Annotated in this window: 24 protein-coding genes and 6 pseudogenes; 12 read left to right on the top strand and 18 right to left on the bottom strand. The window is 54.7% G+C overall.

The window, feature by feature from the left end; all coding sequences use genetic code 11:
- Positions 1-25: 25 nt before the first annotated feature.
- The gene (gene dsbG, locus GM30_RS15730) at positions 26-775 is read right to left on the bottom strand and encodes a thiol:disulfide interchange protein DsbG (RefSeq protein ID WP_049849380.1); all 750 of its coding nucleotides are present in this window, start codon (positions 773-775) and stop codon (positions 26-28) included.
- A 356-nt stretch (positions 776-1,131) separates the two neighbouring features.
- Between dsbG and ahpC the strand changes: the two genes are divergently transcribed.
- Both ahpC and GM30_RS15720 read left to right on the top strand, forming a co-directional pair.
- Positions 1,132-1,695: an alkyl hydroperoxide reductase subunit C gene (gene ahpC, locus GM30_RS15725; protein ID WP_049849379.1), complete on the top strand. Its 564-nt coding sequence runs from the start codon at positions 1,132-1,134 to the stop codon at positions 1,693-1,695.
- 172 nt (positions 1,696-1,867) lie between these two features.
- Positions 1,868-3,270: pseudogene (locus GM30_RS15720) on the top strand (alkyl hydroperoxide reductase subunit F).
- Between the two features lie 224 nt (positions 3,271-3,494).
- On the opposite strand, the gene GM30_RS15715 reads toward GM30_RS15720, so the two are convergent.
- Both GM30_RS15715 and GM30_RS15710 read right to left on the bottom strand, forming a co-directional pair.
- On the bottom strand, positions 3,495-3,734 hold the full coding sequence (locus GM30_RS15715; RefSeq protein ID WP_049849378.1) for a hypothetical protein: 240 nt from the start codon (positions 3,732-3,734) through the stop codon (positions 3,495-3,497).
- A gap of 51 nt (positions 3,735-3,785) precedes the next feature.
- Positions 3,786-4,340 carry a recombinase family protein gene (locus tag GM30_RS15710; protein ID WP_049849377.1) on the bottom strand — a complete coding sequence of 185 codons (555 nt, stop codon included), beginning with the start codon at positions 4,338-4,340 and terminating at the stop codon, positions 3,786-3,788.
- Between the two features lie 47 nt (positions 4,341-4,387).
- Here GM30_RS15710 and GM30_RS15705 point away from each other — a divergent pair, with 47 nt between their 5' ends.
- The 4 genes from GM30_RS15705 (at position 4,388) to GM30_RS24700 (ending at position 6,441) form a co-directional block, all read left to right on the top strand.
- The gene (locus GM30_RS15705) at positions 4,388-5,092 is read left to right on the top strand and encodes a glycine-rich domain-containing protein (RefSeq protein ID WP_476691152.1); all 705 of its coding nucleotides are present in this window, start codon (positions 4,388-4,390) and stop codon (positions 5,090-5,092) included.
- The gene (locus GM30_RS28030) at positions 5,092-5,781 is read left to right on the top strand and encodes a gp53-like domain-containing protein (RefSeq protein WP_049849375.1); all 690 of its coding nucleotides are present in this window, start codon (positions 5,092-5,094) and stop codon (positions 5,779-5,781) included. Before GM30_RS15705 ends, GM30_RS28030 begins: the two co-directional genes overlap by 1 nt.
- Before the next feature lie 56 nt (positions 5,782-5,837).
- Positions 5,838-6,266 (top strand): tail fiber assembly protein, encoded by a 429-nt coding sequence (locus tag GM30_RS15695; protein ID WP_049849374.1) that lies wholly within the window; start codon positions 5,838-5,840, stop codon positions 6,264-6,266.
- A 43-nt stretch (positions 6,267-6,309) separates the two neighbouring features.
- Entirely contained in the window at positions 6,310-6,441 is a 132-nt protein-coding gene (locus GM30_RS24700) for a tail fiber assembly protein (protein ID WP_338011790.1), read from the top strand.
- Here the strand turns inward: GM30_RS24700 and GM30_RS15690 are convergent.
- The 4 genes and pseudogenes from GM30_RS15690 to GM30_RS15675 form a co-directional block, all read right to left on the bottom strand.
- The gene (locus tag GM30_RS15690; protein WP_049849373.1) at positions 6,413-6,823 is read right to left on the bottom strand and encodes a tail fiber assembly protein; all 411 of its coding nucleotides are present in this window, start codon (positions 6,821-6,823) and stop codon (positions 6,413-6,415) included. The genes GM30_RS24700 and GM30_RS15690 overlap by 29 nt on opposite strands.
- Positions 6,823-7,533 (bottom strand): glycine-rich domain-containing protein, encoded by a 711-nt coding sequence (locus tag GM30_RS15685; protein ID WP_049849372.1) that lies wholly within the window; start codon positions 7,531-7,533, stop codon positions 6,823-6,825. Before GM30_RS15685 ends, GM30_RS15690 begins: the two co-directional genes overlap by 1 nt.
- Positions 7,534-7,755: 222 nt before the next feature.
- Positions 7,756-8,317, bottom strand: a pseudogene (locus tag GM30_RS15680) (phage tail protein); the annotation flags it as partial.
- Positions 8,307-8,852 (bottom strand): phage tail protein I, encoded by a 546-nt coding sequence (locus GM30_RS15675; RefSeq protein ID WP_072094140.1) that lies wholly within the window; start codon positions 8,850-8,852, stop codon positions 8,307-8,309. The gene GM30_RS15675 and the pseudogene GM30_RS15680, both read right to left, overlap by 11 nt.
- Before the next feature lie 139 nt (positions 8,853-8,991).
- Here GM30_RS15675 and GM30_RS15670 point away from each other — a divergent pair, with 139 nt between their 5' ends.
- The gene (locus tag GM30_RS15670) at positions 8,992-9,567 is read left to right on the top strand and encodes a recombinase family protein (protein ID WP_049849370.1); all 576 of its coding nucleotides are present in this window, start codon (positions 8,992-8,994) and stop codon (positions 9,565-9,567) included.
- A gap of 123 nt (positions 9,568-9,690) precedes the next feature.
- Here GM30_RS15670 and GM30_RS15665 read toward each other — a convergent pair whose 3' ends face one another.
- Genes GM30_RS15665 through GM30_RS15640 form a run of 6 tightly spaced genes read right to left on the bottom strand, consistent with a single transcriptional unit; the run spans position 9,691 to position 15,339 of the window.
- Complete coding sequence (locus tag GM30_RS15665) at positions 9,691-10,179, bottom strand: phage tail protein (RefSeq protein WP_049849369.1); 489 nt, start codon at positions 10,177-10,179, stop codon at positions 9,691-9,693.
- Between the two features lie 11 nt (positions 10,180-10,190).
- Positions 10,191-13,115 (bottom strand): phage tail tape measure protein, encoded by a 2,925-nt coding sequence (locus GM30_RS15660; RefSeq protein WP_049849368.1) that lies wholly within the window; start codon positions 13,113-13,115, stop codon positions 10,191-10,193.
- Positions 13,108-13,257 (bottom strand): GpE family phage tail protein, encoded by a 150-nt coding sequence (locus GM30_RS15655; RefSeq protein ID WP_049849367.1) that lies wholly within the window; start codon positions 13,255-13,257, stop codon positions 13,108-13,110. The genes GM30_RS15660 and GM30_RS15655 overlap by 8 nt, the downstream gene beginning before the upstream one ends.
- 8 nt (positions 13,258-13,265) lie before the next feature.
- Complete coding sequence (locus tag GM30_RS15650; RefSeq protein ID WP_049849366.1) at positions 13,266-13,583, bottom strand: hypothetical protein; 318 nt, start codon at positions 13,581-13,583, stop codon at positions 13,266-13,268.
- Between the two features lie 56 nt (positions 13,584-13,639).
- Positions 13,640-14,155: a phage major tail tube protein gene (locus GM30_RS15645; protein ID WP_049849455.1), complete on the bottom strand. Its 516-nt coding sequence runs from the start codon at positions 14,153-14,155 to the stop codon at positions 13,640-13,642.
- Complete coding sequence (locus tag GM30_RS15640) at positions 14,155-15,339, bottom strand: phage tail sheath subtilisin-like domain-containing protein (RefSeq protein ID WP_049849365.1); 1,185 nt, start codon at positions 15,337-15,339, stop codon at positions 14,155-14,157. Before GM30_RS15640 ends, GM30_RS15645 begins: the two co-directional genes overlap by 1 nt.
- A gap of 259 nt (positions 15,340-15,598) precedes the next feature.
- Between GM30_RS15640 and GM30_RS28025 the strand changes: the two are divergent.
- The 5 genes and pseudogenes from GM30_RS28025 to pfkA all read left to right on the top strand — a co-directional run.
- A pseudogene (locus GM30_RS28025) lies at positions 15,599-15,764 on the top strand (phage late control D family protein); the annotation flags it as partial.
- Between the two features lie 8 nt (positions 15,765-15,772).
- A pseudogene (locus GM30_RS24695) lies at positions 15,773-16,610 on the top strand (contractile injection system protein, VgrG/Pvc8 family); the annotation flags it as partial.
- Positions 16,611-16,650: 40 nt separating this feature from the next.
- Positions 16,651-16,899, top strand: a complete 249-nt coding sequence (locus tag GM30_RS24690) for an ogr/Delta-like zinc finger family protein (RefSeq protein WP_072094139.1) — start codon at positions 16,651-16,653, stop codon at positions 16,897-16,899.
- Positions 16,900-17,135: 236 nt separating this feature from the next.
- Positions 17,136-18,021: pseudogene (fieF, locus tag GM30_RS15625) on the top strand (CDF family cation-efflux transporter FieF).
- A gap of 185 nt (positions 18,022-18,206) precedes the next feature.
- Positions 18,207-19,169 carry a 6-phosphofructokinase gene (gene pfkA, locus GM30_RS15620; RefSeq protein ID WP_049849362.1) on the top strand — a complete coding sequence of 321 codons (963 nt, stop codon included), beginning with the start codon at positions 18,207-18,209 and terminating at the stop codon, positions 19,167-19,169.
- Positions 19,170-19,223: 54 nt separating this feature from the next.
- On the opposite strand, the gene rraA is transcribed toward pfkA, so the two are convergent.
- The 5 genes and pseudogenes from rraA to ftsN form a co-directional block, all read right to left on the bottom strand.
- On the bottom strand, positions 19,224-19,709 hold the full coding sequence (rraA, locus tag GM30_RS15615; protein ID WP_038160224.1) for a ribonuclease E activity regulator RraA: 486 nt from the start codon (positions 19,707-19,709) through the stop codon (positions 19,224-19,226).
- A 92-nt stretch (positions 19,710-19,801) separates the two neighbouring features.
- Positions 19,802-20,722 carry a 1,4-dihydroxy-2-naphthoate polyprenyltransferase gene (gene menA, locus GM30_RS15610; protein ID WP_049849361.1) on the bottom strand — a complete coding sequence of 307 codons (921 nt, stop codon included), beginning with the start codon at positions 20,720-20,722 and terminating at the stop codon, positions 19,802-19,804.
- Between the two features lie 65 nt (positions 20,723-20,787).
- Entirely contained in the window at positions 20,788-22,122 is a 1,335-nt protein-coding gene (gene hslU / locus GM30_RS15605; protein WP_049849360.1) for an HslU--HslV peptidase ATPase subunit, read from the bottom strand.
- A 9-nt stretch (positions 22,123-22,131) separates the two neighbouring features.
- The gene (gene hslV, locus GM30_RS15600) at positions 22,132-22,662 is read right to left on the bottom strand and encodes an ATP-dependent protease subunit HslV (protein WP_049849359.1); all 531 of its coding nucleotides are present in this window, start codon (positions 22,660-22,662) and stop codon (positions 22,132-22,134) included.
- Between the two features lie 90 nt (positions 22,663-22,752).
- Positions 22,753-23,524 (bottom strand): annotated as a pseudogene (ftsN, locus tag GM30_RS15595) (cell division protein FtsN); the annotation flags it as partial.
- Between the last annotated feature and the right edge of the window lie 28 nt (positions 23,525-23,552).

Below are 23,552 nucleotides of genomic sequence, written 5' to 3'. Positions count from 1 at the left end.
CCCGTGAAAACTATCTCATTGTTCTCTATGGTTTTTCGCCAAGCATGGCTTTTAACTGCGCGCTATCGGGTAGCCCGACTATCTGCTGAAGCTCTTTTTCGCTATTCATGTAATAAATAGCGGGCGTGGCGTTGGCGCCGAGATCGTCCATTAGCTTCTGGTTTTCATTTAGCTCGTTCATCTGCGCGGGGGGGATGGATTTCGGCACGTTCAGCGTCAATTTACCTGCCGATTGTTCGTAATCATGCCAGGTTTTAGCCGGATCGTCTGCGCTGAGAATGGCGGCGGCAGTGGAAGGGCTTTCTGGTTTAATCACCCCTACCAGCAACGTACGGAGCTGAATCTTTCCGGATTCCACCCAAGGACGCACCTGTTTCCAGAACTGCTTACAGTAAGGACAGAAGGGATCGGCAAAGACGTAGATCACCGTCGGCGCCGTTTTTTCGCCGTCAAGGATCCAGCGGGCGTTTTCCATGCGCTGCCATATTTCGCGACCCGCCGGCGCATAGATCTCTTTCTGGATGATCTGCTCGCTGAGGTTTGCCCCTTTGTCATCGTACATATAACCCGAGATAGCGTGCTTACCGTCCGGGGTTACGTAGATAGTCACGCCCATATCCTGATATTTGCCGAGATACCCTTTCATGCCGCCCGGTGCATCAAACGGTTTAACAATCGTAATGCCCTGTTTTTCGATGGCTTTCACTGCCTCGGGGAGTTCCTGAGCGGACACCCACCATGGGATCAGTCCGATAAGTAGGGTACGTTTAATCATGGTCATCCTTATGAATCAATGGGTAACAAGCATTAATGGTCACGCCTATCACAGCCATAGGTAAGTCCCGCCGCCGATGGATTGCCCTTTCAGAGGTCGGATGTTGTAATCCCAGACGCTGTTACGACCTTTGCTAAGGTAATGTAGAGCGCAACGCATAGCCAGTCTGACTGGCGCTGAATCTCCCCCTGGGTGTTCAGGTAACGGGGCCACCTGAAAGGGTGGCCTTTTTACTTTTCGTCAGTAGAGGGTCGCGTTGTTAGCTAACGCTTATTGATTTGATAATGGAAACGCATTAGCCGAGCCGATAAAAGTTCGTTACCTTACAACTCAACGAAAACACGGAGGAAGTATAGATGTCCTTAATTAATACCAAAATCAAACCTTTCAAAAACCAGGCGTTCAAAAACGGTGAGTTCATCGAAGTAACCGAGAAAGATACCGAAGGCCGCTGGAGCGTCTTCTTCTTCTACCCGGCTGACTTCACGTTCGTTTGCCCGACTGAGCTGGGCGACGTTGCAGATCATTACGAAGAACTGCAGAAACTGGGCGTAGACGTTTACTCTGTGTCTACCGATACCCACTTCACCCACAAAGCATGGCACGGTAGCTCTGAAACCATCGCTAAAATCAAATACGCGATGATTGGTGACCCGACTGGCGCCCTGACCCGTAACTTTGACAACATGCGTGAAGATGAAGGCCTGGCTGATCGTGCCACTTTCGTTGTTGACCCGCAGGGTATTATCCAGGCAATCGAAGTTACCGCTGAAGGTATCGGCCGCGATGCGTCTGACCTGCTGCGTAAAGTGAAAGCAGCGCAGTATGTTGCTTCTCACCCAGGCGAAGTGTGCCCGGCGAAATGGAAAGAGGGCGATGCGACCCTGGCGCCATCACTGGATCTGGTTGGTAAGATCTAAATTTCCGTCGTCTTTCACGCCATAGCCGCTATGGCGCGTAATACCCAGGAAATCGCTTTTTAATGATGGGCGCATATGCGCCCATTTAATTCCAGCACCATCATGCAAGTTGTATCAGGCCGCCCAAACGAGGCAGCTTGCATGATGATGTTTTTCAAGCAGGAGATTGGACATGCTCGACACAAATATGAAAACCCAGCTCAAGGCCTACCTTGAGAAACTGACAAAACCTGTTGAGCTGATTGCCACGCTGGATGACAGCGGTAAATCGGCAGAAATCAAGGAACTGCTGGCTGAGATCGCCGAGCTGTCACCACAGGTGACCTTTAAAGAAGACAATAGTCTGCCGGTGCGTAAACCGTCATTCCTGATTACCAACCCGGGCTCAACGCAGGGGCCGCGTTTTGCCGGCTCGCCGCTCGGCCATGAATTTACCTCACTGGTACTGGCGCTACTGTGGACCGGTGGGCATCCGTCGAAAGAAGCGCAGGCGCTGCTGGAGCAGATCCGCGAGATCGACGGCGATTTTGAATTTGAAACCTATTACTCACTCTCCTGCCACAACTGCCCGGACGTGGTGCAGGCGCTGAACCTGATGGCGGTGCTGAACCCGCGCATCAAGCACACGGCGATTGATGGCGGCACGTTCCAGAACGAAATCACCGATCGCAACGTAATGGGCGTTCCGGCAGTGTTCGTNAGGCGTACGACGTGCTGATCGTCGGTTCCGGCCCTGCGGGTGCCGCGGCGGCAGTCTATTCCGCACGTAAAGGGATCCGTACCGGCCTGATGGGCGAACGCTTCGGCGGACAGGTGCTGGATACCGTCGATATCGAAAACTACATATCTGTACCGAAAACCGAAGGTCAGAAACTGGCGGGTGCGCTGAAGGCTCACGTTTCGGATTATGAAGTGGATGTCATCGACAGCCAGAGCGCCAGCAAGCTGGTTCCGGCGGAGCAGGAAGGTGGTTTGCATCAGATTGAAACCGCGTCTGGTGCCATCCTGAAAGCACGCAGCATTATCATCGCGACCGGGGCGAAATGGCGCAACATGAACGTGCCGGGTGAAGATCAGTATCGCACCAAAGGCGTCACCTACTGCCCGCACTGTGACGGCCCGCTGTTTAAAGGCAAGCGCGTGGCGGTCATCGGCGGCGGTAACTCCGGCGTTGAAGCGGCGATCGATCTGGCGGGTATCGTAGAACATGTCACGCTGCTGGAATTCGCCCCGGAAATGAAAGCAGACCAGGTGTTGCAGGATAAAGTCCGCAGCCTGAAAAACGTCGATATCATCCTGAATGCGCAGACCACGGAAGTGAAGGGCGATGGCAGCAAAGTAACGGGGCTTGAGTATCGCGACCGCGTCAGCGGCGACGCTCACCACGTGGCGCTGTCCGGGATCTTCGTCCAGATTGGTCTGCTGCCGAACACCACCTGGCTGGACGGCGCTATCGAACGCAACCGCNGCGACTGCACCACCGTACCGTATAAGCAGATCATCATCGCGACCGGCGAAGGCGCAAAAGCCTCTCTGAGCTCGTTTGATTATCTGATTCGTACGAAAACAGCATAAAAAAAGTAAGACCACACCTGCAATACGGCCCGGCGGCGAAAGCTTCCGGGCTTTTTTTGTTGTTAGTGACACCAGGCTCTGGTTTTTGCTACACCTAAGGTTTCGGAGGGGATCTGTAGCGCCGCGAAATTTTTTGCATGAAGAAGCGGGAGATTTTGCACGCACAAAAATATGGGGAAATGCAAAAAAATGCATAATGCAAAAAATATCGCCGCAATGAGAGACTACCTTGCTGCAGCCTCTTGAGCTTTCTGCATATTACTCATCATTTCGACTTCTTCTTCCGTGGGATCAACGAATTTCACCAGCTCGATTGGAACAATCTGTAGGTTACCATCCCTGAAAATAACGATGCTTTTGTGCCACCAGTCGATACCAAAAACAAAATGGCGGTTAGTAGATCCTCTTAACATCGCAACAAGTTTAGGAAACTCCGGCATGATTCCATATTGTTTAACCGCCATACTATATCCTCGCTAAGTTTTTGATTACCGTAATATAACAAAGAAACAGAACTATACTGCTCGGGAAGGGAATTTTTTATATAACGTAGACACCCCGACGTCGTAGATTATAGCCACTCGCTGCCTAGACTCACCTGCAGCTATCAACCTACCAGCCTGTGCCCACTGCTCGGGCGATAGCTTTGGGCGTCGTCCTCCGATTCGCCCTTCTGCACGAGCGGCCGCTAATCCTGCCCGTGTGCGCTCGACTATCAGCTCTCTTTCCATTTCAGCCAGCGCTCCCATGACGTGGAAAAAGAAACGGCCCATAGGTGTGCTGGTGTCAATACTATCCGTCAGGCTACGGAAATTAACCCCACGGTCTCGCAACGACTCAATCAATGTCACCAGGTGGCGCATGCTTCTACCCAACCGATCAAGCTTCCAGACTACCAGCGTATCTCCAGATGATAGCGACTTCATCAACCTCTTTAGGCCCGGTCTCTCGGCGGTCTTGCCGCTGATTTTATCCTCAAAGATCAGCTCACAACCTGCGCACTCCAGGGCATTGCGCTGTAAAGCGGTATTCTGGTCATTTGTTGACACCCTTACATAGCCTATAAGCACCTTTTAACCCTCTTTAAAAAGCGGAAATAATGCCAGTTGATCAATAAATAATCATTATTGAAAACGTTGGTTTAGTAACAAACGGTTTTATCGGGCGTCTGCTCGGTGTTCAGATTATAAAAACTAGCGGCACGTACGTACCGACACCAGGCACAAAACGGATGATTGTTGAGTGTATTGGTGGCGGTGGTGGCGGTGGTGGTAGCCAGGCATCCACAGCCGGAAACTGTAGCTTGGGTTCTGGTGGCTCAGAGGGGTGCTACGGGAAATCGCTATTTGAAAATACCGCAGATAGTTACTCTGTTATTGTCGGCGCTGGCGGCACAACCGCTGTTGGTGCGATAGGTGGTCAGGGTGGTACAACCTCGTTTGGAAATCTGCTGGTCGCTGATGGCGGGCTGGGTGGCGGGGTTATGGGGTCTGGTTCGGTGGTAAATATGACGGGTATCTCAGGCGCTGTAGCTCCAGAAGTAACAGGCGCAAATATCACGTCCAGCAGTTACGCCGGGTCGTTTATTTACGCGGTTCGAATGAACTCGACGTACCTCGCAGGAGCTGCTGCGGGAATGGGCGGTCGGTCAGTATTTGGTGACGGTGGCGGATCTCACACCTCAGCCGGAGCTGGTAACGACGCCAAGTCGTTTGGTGCTGGCGGTAGCGGCGCAAAAAGTGGCGGTAACAATGCGGCAGACGTGGCATACGCCGGTGGCCGTGGTGGTGATGGCGTGGTGATGGTCTGGGAGTATGCGTAATGAAAGAATTTGCGGTGATTAAAAACGGCCTGGTGGTTAACGTTATCCTGTGGGATGGGGCCGACAATACGTTTGCTGACAGGATTGATGGCGCGTTAATCGCTATCCCTGCCGATACTGCTGTTGGCGCTGGCTGGGGATATGACGGCTCAACGTTTACACCACCACCAGAGCCGGAAAAGACCAAAGAGCAGCTGATTCAGGAAGCCAGCATTAAGAAAGAGGAACTGATTCAGGCGGCTAACGCGTTTATCAATAACAAGCAGTGGCCAATCCGTTTGCCGACATCGCCGCCGATGGTGCGGAAGCCGTGGCGACGGCTCTCGCAAACCNTTGGTTTGGGAACAGGAGCAAAACGAAACGGAATTACGGCGGTAACAGGGATTTCTGGCAGGGTGTCAATTCCGGTAACGTATAACGATAGCGAGATACTGCTACTGATTCAGTGGTCGCAGGCAGCAATAAGCTCACCAAATACAGCAACCACTATCAATTTCCCTGTGCCGTTTCCAAATGCGTGCTTCCAGATCGTCGGCAACAACGCGGGGACGCCGTTAACGTCAGCTGCCGCTGCTGGCCCAATCGTAGTTGACTCGACAGCCCTGGGTAGAACCTCGTTTGTCGCGCAGTACGCCAACACCGGGACGTATTCTATGTTGTTCAGAACCCTCTTTAAAAAGCGGAAATAATGCCAGTTGATCAATAAATAATCATTATTGAANATATCTCGCTATAGGTTATTGAAATGAAAAAATATTATTACAGCGCCACGCAGAACGAATTTCTGCCGGTCGAATATGAGAAACAATATCGCGATGCCGGAACATTTCCAGGCGACGCGGTGTTGATTGATGATGCGATCTCTGAAGAGTTTCTTGCACCTGCGCCAGCGGGAAAAATGCGGGCGGCAGGAAGCAACGGCCTTCCCATGTGGATTGACGTTCCGCCGCTAACTCAGGAACAACTGGTCGCTGCGGCGGAGTTAAGAAAGGCTGGGTTACTGGCCGAAGCGCAGTCCACAATCATTAACTGGCAGAGCAAATTGCTGCTGGGAATTATTACCGACGATGAAAAGGCCAGCCTGATAGCCTGGCTGGCCTACATTGACGCTCTGAACGCTGTTGATACAACCAAACCCGACTGGCCTACACCTCCGGGGGAACAGGCCAGTTAATATCCGGTGCGCTGNNTCCACAATCATTAACTGGCAGAGCAAATTGCTGCTGGGAATTATTACCGACGATGAAAAGGCCAGCCTCATCAACTGGCTGGCCTACATTGACGAACTGCACGCTGTCGATACAGCCAAACCTGTCTGGCCTACGCCTCCGGGGGAACAGGCCAGTTAATAGCCGGTGCGCTGGAGGTGTCGATAGCCTCCAGTGCGTCCAGATAATCCAGCCACAGATTGTACTGCGCCAGTTCGTCGCCCGTCAGACGTCCAATCGCGGCTTTACCCGGCCACTGCTTGTTATTGATAAACGCGTTAGCCGCCTGAATCAGTTCTTCCTTCTTAATACTGGCTTCCTGAATCAACTGCTCTTTGGTCTTTTCCGGCTCTGGTGGTGGTGTAAACGTCGAGCCATCATATCCCCAGCCAGCACCAACAGCAGTATCGGCAAGGATAGAGATTAACGCGCCATCAATCCCGTCAGCAAACGTATTATCGGCCCCATCCCACAGGATAACGTTAGCCACCAGGCCATTTTTAATCACCGCAAATTCTTTCATTACGCATACTCCCAAACCATAACCACGCCATCACCTCCGCGACCACCGGCGTAGGCCACATCCGCTGCGTTGTTACCACCGCTTTTTGCGCCGCTTCCGCCTGCACCAAAAGACCTGGCATCACTACCAGCGCCAGTTGAGGTGTGAGCGCCACCGCCATCACCAAATACTGACCGGCCTCCCGCTCCCGCAGTCGCTCCTGGAAGATAAGTCGAGTTCAATCGAACCGCATAAATAAACGACCCTGCGTAACGGCTGGACGTAATATTTGCGCCGGTTACCTCCGGTATCGTATTCCCGGTGATACCTGTAAGATATACCGCTGTGCCAGAACCCATCACCCCGCCACCCAGCCCTCCATCGGCGACCATTAGCTCTCCAAATGACGTTGTTCCGCCCTGACCGCCTGCTGCACCCACTGCGGTTGCCCCACCCGCACCAACAATAACGGAGTAGCTATCGTCAGTATTTTCAAATAGCGACTTTCCGTAGCATCCCTCTGAACCTCCAGAACCAACACTACAACTCCCGGCAGCAGATGCCTGACTACCACCACCGCCACCACCGCCGCCAACACACTCAACAATCAGCCATTTCGTGCCGGGTGTCGGTACGTATGTGCCGCTAGTTTTCATGATCTGTAAGCCAATAAATCGCCCGACTAAACCGTTTGTTACTAACTCTTCAGAGATCGCATCATCAATCAACACCGCGTCGCCTGGAAATGTTCCGGCATCGCGATATTGCTTCTCATATTCGATNNCCCTGCCAGAAATCCCTGTTACCGCCGTAATTCCGTTTCGTTTTGCTCCTGTTCCCTGTGCCGCTAGTTTTCATGATCTGTAAGCCAATAAATCGCCCGACTAAACCGTTTGTTACTAAACCAAGGTTTTCGAGAATCTGTCCGACAAGCCCGGCATCTACCATTTCACTCAGTGCGTTAGCGATTAGCGGATATTGAGCGTGTGGATTTGCGGCATCGACGTGAGCTTTCAGCGCACTGTCGGTATAGCCTTTGACCTCTATTGCTTTGTCATCAACGTATTTTCTGGTTGCCAGCACCACGGCAGGATCAATTTTCAGCGTCACCGCCTCTGTGCTGCTGACGATCAACACCACTCGCACAGTCTGGACGCGTCCGCTGCCCTCCTGTAACTGAGGTTTATACGTCTCCGGGCAGTTGGCAATAGCTACGAGATCGCCATCCTGATCAAAGAGGCCGACCTCCCGTATCCACCACCCGCCAACGTCCTCCGGTATAACCTGCTCGGCAATAATCTGATTGGCGTTGTTCTTATCAATGCTCAGTGTGTTGAGTGGTGCGCGGCGCAGCTCGTTTATCAGTGCCGTTTGCGCCGGGCTTGGTGCTGGCAGTGCGCCGCCGCCATCGCCTACAGCCATCTGAGTGATCACAATCTGTTCGCCTAACGCTACGGCGTTCGCCAGTTTTGCCGCGCCCACGTTGGTGAGGACGGCGAAATATTTAGTCGCCACTTGCGATCTCCACGGTATCAATTAAATGGGTTGCCGCGCCGGTATAGTCGTTACCGCCAACGGAAATAGTCTCAGGGAAATACGGATAAACGGTCAGCGTTTCGCCGGTATAACAACACGCTGCTGTGTTGATATTCCCCTGAGTCTGGAGTGACAGGGAAAGTCCCGTCAGGTGTCGGCTCCTTGGTTTTGCGTCGTCAATGAGCCGCTCAAGTTCGTGATAGGTGTCCTCGGTAATTCCCTGATCCTGCACGCCAATAACAAGCCGGAATGTTCCTGGTGTTTCGTCAGTCTGCCACCACTCAATAACCTGTAGCAGGTAGCCGAACGGCTCAACAACGTGGCGCAGGGCGGCGATCGTTCCCTTCAGGCGATGCACCTTCCAGGCGGCCTTAATCACCTGACGCTTGGTCTGTTCTGACCAGTTTTTATCCCAGCGATCAACTGACAGCGCCCACGCGAGGTACGGCAGTAACGGCACCGGGCATTCGTCAGCGTTCCACAGCTTGCGCAGGTCAACAGGAATACCAGTCAGTCGAGTGGTACCCTGCCAGAAATCCCTGTTACCGCCGTAATTCCGTTTCGTTTTGCTCCTGTTCCCAAACCAACGTTATTGAAAATGCATATTTATCGAGCAACTGGCATTATCCCGGTTTTTATCAGGGGGATTTATCGTGCTGATCGGTTACGTTCGCGTGTCAACAAATGACCAGAACACAGCGTTGCAACGGAACGCGCTGGAGTGCGCAGGTTGTGAGCTGATATTTGAGGATAAAATCAGTGGCAAAACGGCAGAGAGGCCGGGGCTAAAGAAGTTGATGAGGGCGTTGTCGCAGGGAGATACGCTGGTCGTCTGGAAACTGGACAGGCTCGGCCGCAGCATGCGCCACCTGGTGACACTGATTGAATCGCTGCGAGACCAGGGTGTTAATTTCCGTAGCCTCACAGACAGCATTGATACCAGTACGCCAATGGGCCGTTTCTTTTTCCACGTCATGGGGGCGCTGGCTGAGATGGAGCGAGAATTGATTGTCGAGCGCACGCGGGCAGGACTGGCGGCCGCTCGCGCACAGGGAAGGATCGGCGGAAGGAGGCCGAAGCTGACGGCGGAACAATGGGCGCAGGCGGGACGGTTGTTAGCGGCCGGTGAGTCGAGGCAGCGGGTTGCCATCATTTACGATGTCGGGATATCAACACTCTATAAAAAATTTCCGGCAACGAAAGAGCAGGATTCCGTCACGCACGGGTAAAGATGACTGTGTTGGCCATACGCATCGAGTAACGTCATTTCTGATGGTGCTGCAGCACCGTCAATTGTGGTGGTGTGGTCCTGAATAAAAGCGGGCTTGCACCCGCTTCGGTTTGGGAGGGTGTCAGAATAAGCTGGATAGCGTACTGCTGGCTGAGTTGTAGGCGGATGTGGCTTTATCTTTCAGACCGGAGAGCAGGTCACCAACTGACGACGCCTGTAGGCGCTCGCGTAAATCCTCGTCGCAGCGCTGGAAGCTGATCGAAAACTCGATTTTTTTCGCCTTCCCGTAGCGATCAAACTCCGTGTGCGTCGCCTGAACAGTGCTGATCACATACATCCCGTAGATCTGCCCTGCTCCACTGATGAGCGGCCAAGGGCGACCGGTATACGCCTGCGTACTCAGTAGCGCGAGCGACACATCACCGCCAGTGATTTCAGGGTAGAGAACGCCGCTCAGGTTAATCTGCGTTTCACCAGCGCCAATATACTGCCACGCCGCCGATCGGTTGATGCGATCGTTTTTGACGTGCCGCCAGTTGATAGTGTGTTGCAACTGCTGGTAGGGCAATGTGCGCAGCTCGAAAACAAACATCCCGTAAACCATCATCATGATTAACCGCCTTAATCTTTATCTCTGAAACTGCTGCGACTGAACCGGTCACGGCGCGCGAGCTCAGCGCTCACGGCGTCAGCGACGAGCGCGCCAATCTCTCGCGCATCCTGCCGCGCAACACCATGCAAATGCACGTGTATATCGCCGTTGAATCCGGCGTCGATAACGGGCGCGCCACCACCTCGCCCACTAACCGGCTGAAGTTCAGCCTGTTTGACAGGCCGCGAGGCGGCCTCCATCACGGGCCGGGAGCTGATAGCGCCAACTGGCGACGAACCAGACAGTCGTGATTCCTGCCACTCACCACGTACAGCGAGCGCACGAGGCAGGTTTTTAAACACAATATCGCCGGGGCCAACGCGTTGCTTTTTGGTTTCGTTCAGAATGCCGCCAGTGTTATCAGCGATCTTTTTCAGGTTGCCATTGCTGCCGCTGAGGTGGCCGGTTCCGCCGCCAACTGGCGAGGTGCTCGTGAGAGTTTTAATTAATCCGTTAGCTGCGGAGGTAACGCCGAGAGTACTGGTCAAGCCGTTAGCCGTGGAAGCAACCCCAAGCGCACCGTTTCCGGCAGTGCCCGTGGTAACAAGACCAGGAACCATGCTTTCAATGACGGCGGATTTTTGCGCCGCTTCAATATTTTTCCGGGCTTTCTCGGCCTCGCCGGGCAGCACGCCAAGTTTTTCGAGTATCCACGACAGCGCATCGAGCAACATGTTGGCGGGCGTCAGAACAAGCTGCAACGCAGCACCAAGGACGTTACCGAAAGCCTCGCCTGCACTGGTGCATTTTTCCAGCGTCTCCTTGCTGGCGTTAACCGGGGTGAACAGTTCTTTGAACCAGTTCCACACCCTGCTGATAGCATCGCCAATCGCGTCAAATATCGGAGAGAACCGGGCAAACGAATCACGCAGCGGCGTGAGCTGCTGGGAGATACCGGAGAATACACCGGAGAAAAACGCGCTGATCTGGCTCCAGTATTTCCAGATAAGCATTGCGGCACCGACGAACACGGCACCAACAATGCCGACAGGACTCAGCAGGAAAGACAGCGCCCCGCCGAGCAGTGATACGCTGGACGTGATCATACTCCAGATTGCGGGCAGACCACTGAGCCGCAAAACCAGACCACCGATACCGCGAGTGAGCGAACTGACAGCGGACAGTGGCGACATAAACGCCGCAAACAGCATACCTCTTAGCGGAGCCAGCAGACCAGACAGCCGACCAATACCGGAGGACATAGAGCCAAACACGGTACCCCACCCCCTGAAACTGGTGAGTGAGCTGCCGCCTACACTACTGAGCCACTGGAACGCACCGCCAAGCCGACCAACCGCGGGTAGCAATTTGCCTATCCCACCACCACCGGCCAGCACGGTGAAGCTGAGACGCATGAGCGCCAGCGGCCCGATTACCGATCCGACAGCCATCATGAGCGCGCCGATAACGGCGAGCGCGATACCGACACCGGCGACGAATTTCATAATGCTGGCAGTGAGTTCGGGGTTGGCTTCTATCCAGGTACGAATTGACCGCAACACCTGGGCGATAGACTGCATGATCTCCATCAACGGCCCGCGCAACGTCTCACCAAGCGCGCTGAAATCATTGCCGAGGGCGGCTTTGGTTATCTGGAATTGCGACGATAGTGAGTCTTTATCAATGTCAGACTCACGCTTCATCGATCCTTTTGATGCCGTGGTGTGGGTTAGCTCAAGCTGCCTGCGCAGCTCGGGCAGGTTGTTAGAGATCTTGGAAATCGCCATCGCGTACTCGTCGCCAAACAGTTGGCTGAGTACGTTGAGTTGTTTATCCGGGTCGAGTTTTTTGGTGGCGTCCATCACGGTCATGATGGTGCCCATGGCGTCTTTTGCGATCCCCTGCTGCACCTTCTCAGCGTTAAGGCCGAGCGTGTTCAGACCATCAAAAAACTTGTCGGGCTGTACCATAGCGTTGCCGAGTTCGCGCACCATTGCTTTGACGGCGCTACTTGCCGTCTCGGATTGCTCACCAAGACTCAGGAATGTGGAGCCTAACGCCGCCGCGTTCTGATAACCGAGCTGGTCAGCAGCGCCGCCTACGCGCTGCAACACATCGATAATATCGGAGCCTTTGGATTTGGCGTTATCGTCGAGGTAGTTAATAACGTCGCCGAGTTTGCCGATATCCTGAATAGGGATCTTGTACAGACCAGCAATTTTACCCAGGCTCTCGGAGAGCTGTTCAGCGGGCAGCTCGAACGCTTTCGATGCCATGGCGGCGGTGTTGGCAAAACTCAGCAGGTCGCTTTTTTGTTTCTCCCAGGGATCGTCACCATTCGCCACGCTGCTGTAGCTTTTGACGGCCGCCGCTACGGGGGCGAGCGTGGCAATGCCGGTCGCGGTGGTTTTCATCCCGGCGCTTTGCAGTTTATCGCCAACCTCTTTCGCGCGGGAGTAGCGCGCCTGCGCCTGCGTGAGGGCGGCGAGCTGGCGGCGTTCGCGGTCTAACGTCTGGTTGTATTGCTCAGTCCGGCGTATTGCGCTCTCAATCGTCCGGTTGCCGCCCTCAAGAGAGACACCGTGACTGCGCAGCGCATTACCAGCGAGACGCAACTTTTCCATCTCTTTCGTGCGGGTGGCGTTGAGACGCTCAAGCTTTGCGGCCAATGCCGACATGTGTTCGCGCTGTTTGTCGGTCAGTTGTGTGCCGTCACGCTGTGCCTTGTTAAGACCCTCCAGCGTCCGGCTGGTCTCGTTGATCTTAGTCGAGGTTTTTTGCACGCTATCTTTCAGACGATTGAAGCCTTTCGCCTGGCTGTCGAGATCCTTGATAGCGGACTGTGTTTTTTTGAGGGATTCGGCTAAGCCGCCCACGCTCTGGCGGGCGGCATTAACCGGACTGGAGAGTTTATTTATCGCGCTGAACGCGACGCGGATATTAAGATTACTCATTGTCTCTGGCCCCACTTCGGGCGGCGGCCCTCTCGCGCCAGGCAATGACCTCGCCCAACTCCATCATGAAAACTTCAGAGGGCGGCCAGTTAAAAATAACTGCGATATCAGCGACCAGATCGTCTATCTGATCGAACCGCAATACGGTGGCTAGCTCTCCGTCTCCGCCTCGTTCGACGCTCCAGACTCCGCAGGCGTCAAAAAAGGCACAAGCGCCTCAGAGAATTTGATGAAGTCGCGCGTGTCCATCGCATCAATTTCCGTGGACTTGAGGCGCGGAGAGGTTACACGGGTCAGCAGGGTGGACACGGAATCAAAGTCCATGTTCAGGACGTTGACCAGTTTCAGGCCACGCAGGGAGCCAGCCTGCTTGATCTCGTCCGTGATAATAACGGTGGTGATCGTGGTATCTTTACGGACGATAGGCGTAGACAGCGCAATGCCGTTGGTTCCGGTTTTTTTAGTCATTGTGAAACACTCCGGGCGGCACCAGAGGTACCGCCGCTATTAGATTGATTGACTGGTTAGCTACCCATGCCGAGCGCAGACGTAATGCGATCAGGGTAGATATTCTTGCCGTCCTTCTTGTAGATGAAGTTCAGCAAGTCAAACTCAAACATCGGCCTGTCGTCGATCGAGAGTTTGTAATAGGTGTTTTTCATCGCGTAGCTAACAGAGGTGTCCTCTCCCTGTTTGCTGTCGCCACCGTCCATCTCAGTGATGCGCCCGCGAAGCTCAACCTCAACGAGCATGCTTTCGCCATCGGTGTAATACTCACCGGCGAAACGAAATAGCACCTCGTCGATATCGCTGACGTAGGTCAGCAGCAGGTTTTTAACAATGCCGCCGATCACCATCGTTGTATCGAGCGCGCCGCTGTCGAGACCGAGATCCACAGCAGCAGAACCAATCATCCCGCCACCCTGAAAATCTTCCGTCTTGCGGGTGAGTTTCGGCAGCGTCACAGACGTGACTTTACCGATGCAGTTGCTGCCGTTCACAAAGCAGGTAAACAGACGGAGTTTGGCTGGAATTGCCATCATTCACCCCCCAGGGACGCAAACGCAGGCCCGAAGAATTCATCAGTGAAGGTCTGGTACAGCGTCAGATCTTCAATCGGTGGTACTGGCGTGTATTTGTAGCGGATACGCACGCGGCCCTGACGCAGCTCAGTGGTGGAGTTGTCCACGATATCGAACCAGCACTCCGCTCCAATCAGCTGACCACGCGTTACCAGCGAGCTCAGTTTGCCGCGAATACCATTGATTACGTCTTTGACGTTGGCAGGCGTCATCGGGTCGTCGATAGTTTCGAACTGCGCCTCGGCAATGCTGTCAGCCAGAATCTGCGCGGTGCGGGTGTACACCTCGTAGATATACTCGGCGGTGTCAGTCGTACGATCACCCCAGAACCGGAAGCCGTTACGCTTAATAAGCGTCGTCACTTCTTTAGTGTTGAGCGCGTTCGCGTCGCTATCCTCAGCCTGGAGAGACCAGTAAACGTCTTTGGTCATGCCGAGCACGTTATTGACCGGCACGTTAGACAGCGATCTGTGCCAGCCCTGCTCATCGTCAATCTTCGCGCGCAGGCCGCAGGCATACGCCGGGGCCGCAAACGCTTCGTTTGCACCTGTCAGCGGGTTGTAGGCAATGAAGTCAGGCCAGATGAGCATTAATTCACGGTATGCAAATTGCTCGCGATACGCGAGAACTTCGGCCATCGTTTCGCACCCGTTACACGAGGCGTAGACAAAAGCGCGCAGCTTCTGAGCAATCACGCACAGAGCAGAGGTGACTTCCTCCGTGTCGTAGTCAGGCACCGCAAGAATGCGCGGAACGTAGCCAACCTTCTGCCCGGCTGCGAGCAGCGCGTACATCCCGGTGTAATTACCGTTCTCGTCAGTCCCGCCAATGATGAGCTGCGATTGTGTCGGCACATCGTCACCGGCCTCCGCCGCAACGCCAACACGGACAACCACAACTTGCGGGCTGGTCTGATCGGCGATTGCCTTGAGGGCTTTGTACAGGGAACCGGTTTTACCCGCCTTTCCCAGCACACTGTCAACCCGCGTCAGTAACACGGGGGTATTCAGGGGAAAAGTGTCATCGTCAGCATCCTCCGCCACCGCGACAATACCAATGACGCTGGAATCAATGTCATTGATAGCTGTAACGAGGTCGGTGCTTTCCCTGACGCGGGCACCATGAAAGCGATCTTCCGCCATAGTTTCCACCATTACGTTATTGAGTTCGCAGTGATAATCCCACTGCGCAGAGGTGGGCTCACGTCATTACGGGTCTGGCCGGACGGTGACAACAAAAACAGGTTCTGACTCACGCGCGCACGTGGGAACCTCGTCGAATATCGTCACATTCGGTGGTGTTGGCCATATTCATATCGTGCACGTGAAACACCTGCAGTACCGTCAAAAATGACCGCACCAGTTGAGGGGAGCCATGGCGCTAACAGACCTGCAAAATACGATCACCGACACAATCAGCGACTACAACAATGCGCTGACTGACGCGGTAAAGATCCCGGCATTCAGCATCACCCTGGGCGGAAAGGTGCTGACGCAGCTTGATGAGCGAATAATCTCGTTGTCGCTGACGGATAACAGGGGGTTCGACGCGGATCAGGTGTCGATATCGGTTGAGGGGGGGGGGAGCCGCTGACGTACAAAGGGCTCTATACCGTCGATGAGATCTCACACGAAGGCCCGCCAGATGCGATTGGTATTACCGCCCGCAGCGCGGACTTTCGCGAGGGGCTCAACGTTAAACGCGAGGTCTCATGGCACGATGTGACCGTGGAACGTGTCGTGTCTGCTATCGCGCACCGCTACAACCTCAAGGCGCAGGTGAGCGAGCTGCTGATGGATATCGAGATAGACCACGCTGACCAGACAGAAGAGAGTGACATGTCATTCCTCACGCGAATGGCGGAAATGCTGGGCGCCATCGCCACCGTAAAGAACGGATATCTGCTGTTCATTCTTCCNCAGCCAGTATCACCCGCGAGAGCGGCGACCGGCACCGCTTCCGCATCGCCGACAGGGACGCCTACACCGGCGTTCGCGCGTACTGGCTGGATCTCAATTTTGGCAAAAAGAAAACCGTCAGCGTCAAAAAGCGCAAGGCTACAGCACCAAAGAAAGAGGCAAGCTCAAGCCGCGAGGGCGACTATATGGAGGGCGCTGACGGCAACGTTTACGTGATGCGCAGAACCTACCACAGCGAGACCGCCGCCAAACGCGCAGCAGCGGCAAAGTGGCAGCAGATTCAGCGGGGCGCTGCCGAGTTCTCGATCACCCTGGCGCGCGGCCGCGCGGAACTCTACCCGGAAATGCACGTGACCGTTACCGGATTTAAAAGCCAGATCGATAATCAGGACTGGATAATTTCCCGCGCGGAACACGTGGTAGACGGAAACGGATTTACAACCCGCCTTGAACTGGAGGCGAAAATACCTGACTGGATAGCGAAAACTGAATAAACTAATGTGGAGTTCAACTCCCACAGGGGAGCCCACCATTATGTTTAGATGTCCATTCTGCGGAGCCATGGCACGCACCCGCACCAGTCGCAAAATAACCGATATGACAATACGGCAATATCACCAGTGCCAGAATCTGGAATGCAGCCGGTCATTCACTACGCTGAATAGCGTGGAACGGGAAGTCACCAAGCGCGCAGGGGGCGCGGCACTTCCACCGGACTTTATTCCCCGCGACGCTTTCCCGGCGTCGCATTACGGAAGAGACCAATTAAATTTAGCGTTGTAAATAACAGAAACTATCAGCATAGCCCCGGTTTAACCGGGGCTTTTTGTGTCGAAGCGTAGTCAATATGTAGACGGTTTTTTGAATAAATCCTTTTATTCCATTGTGTTACATGTTTGATTCCTTCACCATCCCTGTCTTCCCCCTCATGATGAGGGGGTTTTTTTTGCCTGTTATTTAACAAATTATTCCTTCACCGCTATCCGCTATACTACCCGCAGAAACGAGCTGGGGTGTTTATGAATCAATCCTATGGGCGACTGGTCAGCAGGGCGGCGATCGCGGCAACGATCATGGCCTCTGTGCTGCTGGTGATTAAAATTTTCGCGTGGTGGTTTACCGGCTCCGTCAGTATTCTGGCGGCGCTGGTGGATTCGTTGGTGGATATTGCCGCCTCGCTGACTAACCTGCTGGTGGTGCGCTATTCGCTCCAGCCTGCAGATGAAGAGCACACGTTTGGTCACGGCAAAGCGGAATCGCTGGCGGCGCTGGCACAAAGCATGTTTATTTCCGGATCGGCGCTATTTCTGTTCCTCACCGGCATTCAGCATCTGGTACAGCCGGAACCGATGAACCAGCCGGGTATCGGGATGATTGTCACGATCATTGCGCTGATCAGCACGTTGATGCTGGTCACGTTTCAGCGCTGGGTGGTGCGAAAGACGCAGAGTCAGGCCGTTCGTGCCGATATGCTACATTATCAGTCTGATGTTATGATGAACGGCGCGATTCTGGTGGCGCTGGGGCTCTCCTGGCACGGCTGGCACCGCGCCGATGCCTTGTTTGCGCTGGGCATTGGCATCTATATTCTATATAGCGCGTTGCGCATGGGTTATGATGCGGTGCAGTCGCTACTGGATCGTGCTTTGCCGGACGATGAACGTAGCGAAATCATCAGCATCGTGACAAGCTGGCCAGGCGTCAGCGGCGCGCACGATCTTCGAACGCGGCAGTCAGGGCCGACCCGCTTTATTCAGATNCCTGCCATTAGTTCAGGCACATTTAGTGGCTGAGCAGGTTGAGCAGGCAATTTTGCAGCGTTTTCCGGGGTCTGATGTGATTATTCACCAGGATCCTTGCTCAGTGGTACCGCAGAGTCGCCAGGGGCAGTTTGAACTTTCGTAATCGGTTGTAAATTTACGGGCTGGACAGGCATTTTTTGTATAAATTACCGCCGTTTGGTCTGACCTGAATCAATTCAGCACGAAGAGCTTGATATACTATTGCTAACAGAGTCGTTCACTCCCCCGGTCCGGGAGCGCTTCGGGCAGAAGAATTAATTTTTAGCATTCCTAAGTTCAGAGGTAGTCATGATTAAAAAAATCGGTGTGTTGACAAGTGGCGGTGATGCGCCGGGCATGAACGCGGCGATCCGTGGCGTTGTGCGCGCGGCCTTGTCAGAAGGTCTGGAAATTTTTGGTATCTATGACGGGTACCAGGGTTTGTATGAAGATCGTATGGTTCAGCTCGACCGTTACAGCGTCTCCGATATGATCAACCGTGGCGGCACTTTCCTCGGTTCAGCGCGTTTCCCGGAATTCCGTGACGAAAATGTCCGTGCTGTGGCTATCGAAAACATGAAAAAACGCGGCCTTGACGCGCTGGTGGTGATCGGCGGTGACGGTTCCTACCTCGGTGCGCAGCGCCTGACCGAAATGGGCTTCCCGTGCATCGGCCTGCCGGGCACCATCGACAACGACATCAAAGGCACCGACTACACCATCGGTTTCTTCACCGCACTGGGTACCGTGGTGGAAGCGATTGACCGCCTGCGCGACACCTCTTCTTCTCACCAGCGTATCTCCATCGTGGAAGTGATGGGCCGTTACTGCGGCGACCTGACTCTGGCGGCAGCGATCGCGGGCGGCTGTGAGTTCGTGGTGGTGCCGGAAGTGGAATTTGACCGTAACGATTTGGTTTCTGAAATCAAAGCGGGCATCGCGAAAGGTAAGAAACACGCGATTGTGGCGATCACCGAACATGTCTGCGACGTTGACGAGCTGGCGCACTTCATCGAGAAAGAAACCGGCCGTGAAACCCGTGCAACCGTTCTGGGCCACATCCAGCGCGGCGGCTCTCCGGTGCCTTACGACCGTATCCTCGCCTCCCGCATGGGCGCGTACGCTATCGAACTGCTGCTGCAGGGCTACGGCGGTCGCTGCGTTGGTATCCAGAACGAGAAACTGGTTCACCACGACATCATTGATGCGATCGAAAACATGAAGCGTCCGTTCAAGACTGACCTGCTGGACTGCGCGAAAAAGCTGTACTGATTGGTTAGCTGAATAAAAAAAGCCTTCTCATTGAGAAGGCTTTTTTGTTGGCTATTATTCGATGTCGAGGGGATCTTCAGACAGAATGATACCGGTGTTATCGGCATAAAGATGATCGCCAGAGAAGAAGGTCACACCGCCGAAATTGACGCGAATGTCGCTTTCGCCGATGCCTTCACCCGCAGCGCCCACCGGGATCGCCGCCAGCGCCTGAATGCCCAGGTCCATCTCTTCCAGGTCATCCACCTGACGCACTGCGCCATAAATCACAATGCCTTCCCATTCATTCTGAACGGCAAGACGGGCCAGATCGGCATCGAGTAATGCCCGACGAACAGAGCCGCCGCCATCGACCAGCAGAATGCGCCCACGGCCGTTCTGTTCGAGCATATCGTACAGCAACCCGTTATCCTCGAAACATTTCACCGTGATGATCTGCCCACCAAACGACGAACGTCCTCCAAAGTTGGAGAACAGCGGTTCCACGACGTTGACATCTTCCTGATAGATGTCACAAAGCTCGGAAGTATCGTATTTCATAGGATTTACGTTCAGTTGCTGCGAGAATTTTCAGTATATCGCGCTAAGTGCGTTGTTGGCAAAATCATCAGTTGTTAATTGATATTTGTCAGTTACGCTGCCAGCCGACTTCCTACAATCCCAATCACAAACAGCAGGTTAGTCAGCAGCGCGGCTTTTACCGTCTGTTCGAGCATCGGACGCATGGCTGCCGGGTCGCGTTCGCGCAGCACATAACGGGCCTGTTTCACCAGCAGCGGCGCGGCGAGAATGAACAGCCAGCCCCAGACGCTATGCAGCGAAATCAGGTTAAACAGCGCCAGGCAGAGCAGCGCGCCCATCAGCAGGCAGACGTGATAACGGCGTGCGTTAACCGGGCCGAGACGCACGGCGAGCGTGTTCTTGCCGTTTTCACTGTCGCTGGCGATATCGCGCAGGTTATTGATGTTCAGTACCGCAGTAGCCAGCAGGCCGCAGGCGGTGGCGGGCAGGAAAATCGCCGGGTGGATGTTGTGCGCCTGCAGATACCAGCTGCCCATTACGCTCAGCCAGCCGAAGAAAATCAGCACGGAAATATCGCCAAGCCCGATATAGCCATACGGACGCGTGCCGACGGTATAAGTGATCGCGGCGATGATCGACAGCCCGCCGAGGACGAGGAAACCAATAAAGTCGCCAATGCCCTGATAAGCAGCGGACAGCAGCGCCAGGCCGGAGAGGCAAATCAGCGCGACGGTGATCATCAACGCCCGCTTCATCTGCGGCTGGGTAATCACTCCTTTCTGCATGCCGCGCAGCGGGCCGAGACGATCGGGCTTATCGCTGCCCTTCACGGCATCGCCGTAGTCGTTAGCGAGATTAGATAAAATTTGCAGTAAACCCGCGGTGATCAACGCCAGCACAGCGACCAGCGGATCGAAATACCCTTGCCACCAGGCGAGCGCCGTACCAACGACAATCGCGGCAAAAGCGAGGGGCAACGTTTTTGGGCGGAGGCTTTCCAGCCAGGCCTGAGTGCGGCTAATTTCAGTCATAGTTCCAGCCAAAAAAATGGGGGCGAAAGCCCCCATCAACAAAGATGAAAATGCATTTAGCGCGATTATAGAATAAAACGGCTCAGATCTTCATCTGCCACCAACGCATCCAGATGTTTGCTCACATAATCTGCGTCAATGGTAATGGTTTCACCGCCCAGATCGCTGGCATCGAAGGAGATTTCCTCCACCAGACGCTCCAGCACGGTATGCAGACGACGGGCACCGATGTTCTCAGTGGTTTCGTTAACCTGCCATGCGGCCTGGGCAATACGCTTGATGCCGTCGTCGGTAAAGTCGATGTTGACCCCTTCGGTCGCCATCAGCGCTTTGTACTGCACCGTGACGGAGGCGTTTGGCTCCGTCAGAATGCGCTCGAAATCGTCCGTGGTCAGCGCCTGCAGCTCAACGCGGATCGGCAGACGACCCTGCAGTTCCGGGATCAGGTCAGACGGGCTGGCTACCTGGAACGCGCCGGAGGCGATAAACAGAATATGGTCAGTTTTCACCATGCCGTGTTTGGTGGACACGGTGCAGCCTTCTACCAGCGGCAGCAGGTCACGCTGCACGCCTTCGCGGGAGACGTCCGGGCCGGAGGTGTTGCCGCCACGCTTACAGATTTTGTCGATTTCGTCGATGAACACGATCCCGTGCTGCTCAACGGCGTCGATGGCGTCCTGCTTCAGCTCTTCCGGGTTCACCAGTTTCGCGGCTTCTTCTTCCACCAGCAGCTTCAGCGCATCTTTGATCTTCAGCTTACGCGGCTTCTGTTTCTGCCCGCCCAGGTTCTGGAACATGGACTGCAACTGGCTGGTCATCTCTTCCATCCCCGGAGGCGCCATGATCTCAACGCCCATCGGCGCTGCCGCCAGGTTTATCTCGATTTCTTTATCATCCAGCTGGCCTTCGCGCAGTTTTTTACGGAACGCCTGGCGCGCGGCAGACGGCTCCTGCGCCGCTTCCGCCTGGCCCCAGTTATTTTTGGCCGGTGGGATCAGCGCATCAAGAATGCGCTCTTCCGCCAGCTCTTCCGCGCGATAGCGGTTTTTTTCAATCGACTGCATGCGCACCATTTTCACGGCGGCATCCGTCAGATCGCGGATGATGGAATCCACTTCTTTCCCGACATAGCCTACTTCGGTGAATTTCGTGGCTTCGACTTTGATGAACGGCGCGTTAGCCAGCTTAGCCAGGCGGCGGGCAATTTCCGTTTTACCGACACCGGTCGGGCCGATCATCAGAATGTTTTTGGGTGTGACTTCATGGCGCAGCTCTTCATCCAGCTGCATACGGCGCCAGCGGTTACGCAGGGCAATCGCCACAGAGCGCTTGGCCGCGTCCTGGCCGATGATATGTTTGTTCAGTTCGCTGACGATTTCGCGTGGGGTCATTTCAGACATGGGAGATCCTTACGCTTTAGAGGGTAATTCTTCGATGGTGTGGAAATGGTTGGTGTAAATGCAGATATCACCTGCAATATCCAGCGCTTTAACCGCGATGTCGCGGGCGCCCATTTCGGTGTTTTCCAGCAGCGCGCGGGCCGCGGCCTGCGCATAAGGGCCGCCGGAGCCAATGGCGATCAGATCGTTTTCAGTCTGTACGACGTCACCGTTACCGGTGATGATCAGCGAGGCGTTTTCGTCCGCAACGGCGAGCAGGGCTTCGAGCTTGCGCAGCATGCGATCGGTGCGCCAGTCTTTTGCCAGCTCAACGGCCGCTTTCACCAGATGACCCTGGTGCATTTCCAGTTTACGTTCAAACAGTTCGAACAGCGTGAACGCGTCTGCAGTGCCGCCAGCAAAACCGGCAATCACTTTGTCGTTGTACAGACGGCGTACTTTTTTCACGTTGCCCTTCATGACGGTATTGCCCAGCGTGGCCTGACCATCACCGGCGATAACCACATGACCGTTACGGCGAACACTTACTATTGTTGTCACGAGCAGACCCCTTTGTTGCAATGCAGAATACGCGCCCCGCACAATGTACGGGGCAGAATGCAATTATAGATGGGGGGCAATTTGGGGGTTTCAACCCCCGGAGCCGAGACGAATGCAGTTTGTGTGACCCGCCATTTTCAGGCGGTTGATGGTGCTGTCGGCGTTATCTTTGCCTTTTACCGGGCCGATAACAACGCGATTCCAGCCATTGTTGGTGGTAATGCGGGAGTCAAAACCTTCAAAGGCGAGCTGGGCGCGAACGGTCTCGGCCTGGTCAACGCCTTTAAACGAACCGCACTGGACCATCCAGCGGCGTTCGTCTTTTTTCTCAGCCGTGGCCTTCGGCGCTTCCGGTGCACGCGTAACCGGTGCGGCCTGCTGCGTTTTCGGCTGCTGCGCCGTCGTGTGCGCCGGCGTCTGGATCAGATCCTGATACGGTTGCTGGCTGGACGTGGTCTGCTTCGGCGGCGTCTGCTTAGGCGGTTGCGTCGTTTGCGCGGTGCGCGGTTGTTCCGTAACGCGAGGCTGCGTTTTCGGCTGCTGAACNNTGCAGCGTTTGCTGGCGCTGCTCAGGCGTTTGCTCGTTCCACGGCACTTCGGTGAGCTGCGTCGGCTGCTGGCGCATATCGGCCTGCATTTGCGCTAACAGCTGGCGCTGTTCGTCCGTCAGCTGATCGGCATTTTTCACTTCGCCGCCCGCAGACGGTTCTGTCGGCGCGCGAACGCCTGGCTGCCGGCTTTCCAGCTCTTTAATGTAACGCCAGCGCTCTTCAGGTTTCGGCGGCAGACCGTTGCCCGTCATCTGACGGCTCTGCAGCGTGTCGGCATCTTCTTTTTTGTGGTGGGTAATAAAATACAGACCGTACATAATCTCGTTGTGCCACTATCGT

The organism is Trabulsiella odontotermitis (genome assembly GCF_001188485.1).
Taxonomy (GTDB): Bacteria; Pseudomonadota; Gammaproteobacteria; order Enterobacterales; family Enterobacteriaceae; genus Trabulsiella; species Trabulsiella odontotermitis_A.
Note: the sequence above shows the minus strand (reverse complement) of the source record. Positions and strands in the feature narration are given on the sequence as shown.

Coding starts and splice junctions, on each gene's coding strand:
- GM30_RS24690 (WP_072094139.1), top strand. CDS start 16,651: ATGTTTAGATGTCCATTCTGCGGAGCCATGGCACGCACCCGCACCAGT.
- hslU (WP_049849360.1), bottom strand. CDS start 22,122: ATGTCTGAAATGACCCCACGCGAAATCGTCAGCGAACTGAACAAACAT.
- rraA (WP_038160224.1), bottom strand. CDS start 19,709: ATGAAATACGATACTTCCGAGCTTTGTGACATCTATCAGGAAGATGTC.
- GM30_RS15650 (WP_049849366.1), bottom strand. CDS start 13,583: ATGACTAAAAAAACCGGAACCAACGGCATTGCGCTGTCTACGCCTATC.
- ahpC (WP_049849379.1), top strand. CDS start 1,132: ATGTCCTTAATTAATACCAAAATCAAACCTTTCAAAAACCAGGCGTTC.
- GM30_RS15715 (WP_049849378.1), bottom strand. CDS start 3,734: ATGGCGGTTAAACAATATGGAATCATGCCGGAGTTTCCTAAACTTGTT.
- GM30_RS15660 (WP_049849368.1), bottom strand. CDS start 13,115: ATGAGTAATCTTAATATCCGCGTCGCGTTCAGCGCGATAAATAAACTC.
- GM30_RS15640 (WP_049849365.1), bottom strand. CDS start 15,339: ATGGCGGAAGATCGCTTTCATGGTGCCCGCGTCAGGGAAAGCACCGAC.
- GM30_RS15665 (WP_049849369.1), bottom strand. CDS start 10,179: ATGATGATGGTTTACGGGATGTTTGTTTTCGAGCTGCGCACATTGCCC.
- pfkA (WP_049849362.1), top strand. CDS start 18,207: ATGATTAAAAAAATCGGTGTGTTGACAAGTGGCGGTGATGCGCCGGGC.
- menA (WP_049849361.1), bottom strand. CDS start 20,722: ATGACTGAAATTAGCCGCACTCAGGCCTGGCTGGAAAGCCTCCGCCCA.
- GM30_RS15690 (WP_049849373.1), bottom strand. CDS start 6,823: ATGAAAGAATTTGCGGTGATTAAAAATGGCCTGGTGGCTAACGTTATC.
- GM30_RS15695 (WP_049849374.1), top strand. CDS start 5,838: ATGAAAAAATATTATTACAGCGCCACGCAGAACGAATTTCTGCCGGTC.
- dsbG (WP_049849380.1), bottom strand. CDS start 775: ATGATTAAACGTACCCTACTTATCGGACTGATCCCATGGTGGGTGTCC.
- GM30_RS15645 (WP_049849455.1), bottom strand. CDS start 14,155: ATGGCAATTCCAGCCAAACTCCGTCTGTTTACCTGCTTTGTGAACGGC.